Annotated in this window: 3 protein-coding genes; 1 reads left to right on the top strand and 2 read right to left on the bottom strand. The window is 43.4% G+C overall.

From position 1 onward, the window contains the following. The coding region (locus ATN92_RS18595; RefSeq protein ID WP_158106621.1) for an MFS transporter at window positions 1–768 on the top strand (768 nt) is incomplete at its 5' end. A gap of 74 nt (window positions 769–842) precedes the next feature. Here the strand turns inward: ATN92_RS18595 and ATN92_RS18590 are convergent. Next, a complete protein-coding gene (locus ATN92_RS18590; RefSeq protein ID WP_056950763.1) occupies window positions 843–3,068 on the bottom strand; it encodes a heavy metal translocating P-type ATPase in 2,226 nt (741 codons plus the stop codon). Between the two features lie 252 nt (window positions 3,069–3,320). Continuing rightward, window positions 3,321–3,752 carry a CopY/TcrY family copper transport repressor gene (locus tag ATN92_RS18585; RefSeq protein ID WP_002816262.1) on the bottom strand — a complete coding sequence of 144 codons (432 nt, stop codon included), beginning with the start codon at window positions 3,750–3,752 and terminating at the stop codon, window positions 3,321–3,323. Window positions 3,753–3,996 lie beyond the last annotated feature (244 nt).

The raw sequence follows: 3,996 nt of genomic DNA, 5'->3' as shown, positions 1-3,996 counted from the left end.
ATTCAGCAGATACTAGACAGGTTCTTAGACGTACTTGGGGCCATCATTGGGATTTGTATTTTAACGTGGGTTCAAATTCCTAACAATGAAAAAATTGATCAGCCAATGCATGTGCTCCACAACACCCGCTTGGGGATCAAACAACTTACGAACAACAAGGGCTTGTGGTACATTACGTTGATCGGCGCCGTCTTCACACTAACCTACATGCCTGCTGCCAGCATGTATCCACTCATGACCATGAAATACTTTCAGGGAACCGTTAGTCAGGCTGGCTTAATTGAAGCCATTTATTCAACTGGCATGCTAATCGGCGGCACTATCATTGGCCTCTTTGGTAAGTGGCAGGACCGGATGAAGCCCGTAATCATCGCGTTTTTCCTGGTTGGCATTCCAACCGGTATTAGCGGCATTTTGCCAAGTAACCAAACCGGATTTTTATGGTTCGCAGCTTTAAACATCATTGAAGGAATTGCGACCCCATTTTTTACAACGCTTTTAATGGCAATGATTCAACAAAGTTATCCAGCAGAAGAGTTAGGGCGGATTCTAGGCGTTTTGAATTCTTTGTTGAATCTAGGTGAACCAATTGGCTTAATTTTTGCCGGTCCCCTAGCTGATGTGATTGGCATTGAACGCCTATTTGTGATTGCAGGAATCGGTGCTGCCATTTGCGGGGTGGTCGCGGTGTTAATGCCAATTACCAGGCAATATGACATTAGGCTGCATCAAAAATTGGCGAAATTAACTGAGCAACCAGATAAGTAATTAACATGATGATCAAAAAGAGGAGAAAGACCAGACTACCAGCTGATCTTTCTCCTCTTTTTGTCATCACTTAATTACACGTTTTTAATCTTTTCACCAGTCAATCCCATCGCATTAATTGCCACGATAATTGTCGACATCGCCATGACCACAGCACCAACGGCTGGGTCTAGAATGATTCCAATAAATGACAACACACCGGCAGCGAGTGGAATTGCGACAATATTGTAGCCTGCTCCCCACCAGAGATTTTGAACCATTTTCCGATTTGTGATTTTAGCCAAATCAAGAAAATGTAAAATATCGCTGGGTTCTGATTTAACCAACACAACATCAGCGGAATCAATGGCAACATCGGTTCCGGCACCAATTGCAATTCCAATATCGGCCGCGGCAAGACTTGGTGCGTCATTTACGCCGTCACCAACCATGATGACGTGATTGCCCTTTGCTTGATAATCAGCAATAATCTTTTGCTTATCATCTGGTAATAGGCCTGCATGGAATTCAGTCAATCCTAGTAAGTTAGCAACGTGTTCCGCGGCTTTTGGATTATCGCCAGTGAGCATTACGGGGGTAATTCCTCGCCTCTGAAGACCACTAATTAATTCCTTAGCACCCGCTTTGATGGTGTCGCCTTCAGCAACCATTCCTTGAACTTGGGTGCCCTGCAATAGGAAGCTGACGGAATTACCCTTAGCAGCCCATTTATCAGCAGCGGCCTCGTCAAACCTGATCCCTTGCTTCGTTAAATAGTTACCATTAACAATCGTATAGTCAGTGCCATCAACATTACCGGAAATACCAACGCCCGGAATATTTTGAGACTTTTCAGCCGCAACGACTTCAATGTCCTTCGCTTGGGCTTCAGTAATGATTGCTTGGGCCAGCGGATGAGTCGAATTATTTTCAAGGGCGGCCAGTCGGCTTAATAACGTTGTTTCGTCAATCCCATCATTTGGAATCAATGCATTCACCGTAAATTTACCTTCTGTTAACGTGCCAGTTTTATCCAAGAGAACGTGGCTAACATGTTGACTTGCTTCAATGGCTTGGCGATTTCGAACTAATAGCCCATTTTGAGCGCCAATCGTAGTAGAACGAGAAACCACTAATGGAATCGCTAATCCTAATGCATGCGGGCAAGCAATCACGAAGACGGTCACCATGATCGTCATTGCAGTCGCCAATCCCTGGGGTAACCAGGCAAAGAAAGCAATAATCCCAACACCAAATGCCGCGTAAAATAGATACTTGGCAACTAAATCAGCTTTATCTTCTGCTTTAGATTTAGTTTGCTGGGCATTTTGAACCATTTTCATTACTTGAGAAAGATAGCCGGAGTCACCAGTACCACTAATTTTAACCGTTAGCGTCCCGTTATTGTTGGTTGCACCACCAATGACCTTATCGCCAACGTTCTTGGTAACGGCAGCAGATTCACCGGTTACCAGTGCTTCATTCACGGTCGACTCCCCAGCCGTAATAACACCATCGGCTGGAATACTCTCACCTGAACGCACTTGGAAAGCTTGACCAACTTTTAAATCAGATACTGGCACTTCTTTTGTTTCACCATTATCTGTAACTAGATGGGCCGTCTTAGGCAACAGGGCCGCCATCTTTTGTAAGGCATCCCCAGCCCCCATCAATGCATTCATTTCAATCCAGTGTCCTAGAAGCATAATTAAAATCAGGGTTGCAAGTTCGAACGAAAAATCCATTACATGATTTGCCGGGTTCAAGAAGTTGTTGGCAATAAATGCGTACAAACTGTAGAAATACGAAACGGAAATTCCAAGGGTTACTAGCGTCATCATTTCAGGAGATTTATCCTGAATTTCCGCTTTAGCCCCCTTTAAAAATGGCATTCCGCCATAAAAGTAAAGTGCTGTATCAAACAAAACGATGATAATGCCAACAATTAGCGGTGAACTGAAACTAAGGATGGAAACGTTTAAACCCATGATTGGTGCTAACAGTAAAACTGGAATCGCTAAGACAACGGAGACCCAAAATTTAACTTTCAAATTCCCCATATGCATCATTGAGCCACCGTGCATCATCATGTCGGTCCCAGCCATATCCATATCACCGTGATTCATCCCACTCATATTCATAGTTTCGTGATTCATATTCATTTGGCTGTGATCCATGTTCATTTGATTATGATCCGTTTCGGTCATATCGTGATCCATTTTCATGTCATCATGATCCATATGACTCATATTTGATTCATTATTTTCCATATTCTTAGCACTCATGTTTTTCATGTTCATCTGGTCCTCTTTATTTGCCATGATTATCGACCCCCCCTAAAAATAAGTGTGCGTAGCAAAGCGGTTAGAAGCCGGAATATAAGTTCCTTGTATGGAAATCCCCGGGCTCGGGATTTTTCCACCAGGTTCTTATATTTAGGCTTCTGCTTTGCGGAGCACCATGCCACTATATGAATGAGAATTACGACAAAAATTCATAAGTTTCCGCCATCAGAAATCCCAGATTCTGGATTTTTGTGCAGCAATCCTAAAAGTAAACAGAACACCACAGTCTTAACACGTTTGATCACCTGGCAAGCAGTTACACTGAACTTCCTCGGGCGCTGTTTTGGCCTTTTCAGCTAGAATCGCCTGTAAGTTCGCAATATCCGCCCGTGAGAGTTCCCTTGACTGAATAACGCCGGCAATTGTTGAACCAGCCCGCATCGCACACATATGGTCAAACAAATCATCTGCCGCTGCCGCCATTGATTCCTTCTCGCCAACAACCGGCTTATACGTGAATGGTCGACTGCCGCCATGCTGCGCAACCGCCTGTTTTTGAATCAACCTGTGAAGTAGCGTTTTGGTTGTTGAAGCTGACCAGCCTTCTAATTCGTTCATAGCATCGATTAGTTCACGACTAGTCGCATGTCCCATTGTCCAAATTGCTCTCATAACCATCCATTCAGAATCGGTGATGGTTACATTCTTTGCATCCTTCAATTGGCTTCCTCCATTAATTGAATTCTAAGTTTACGTTTGCAGCCTCTTAACACTTATTAGTTTACAACTGTAGTCACAATAATGCAACCTTTCTGCCAGAAAATACCATGACATTAAAAAAACGCCTAGATAATATTCCAGGCGTGGTTTGATACGATATGTTAAATTAATGATCTGGGAATTTTTGGTTTTCTTGTTAGTATGGTGAAATGCCTCTTAGAACCTGTCTAGTATCTGCTGAATC

Source organism: Companilactobacillus bobalius (genome assembly GCF_009764355.1).
This window is presented reverse-complemented; position numbering and strand designations above follow the sequence as displayed.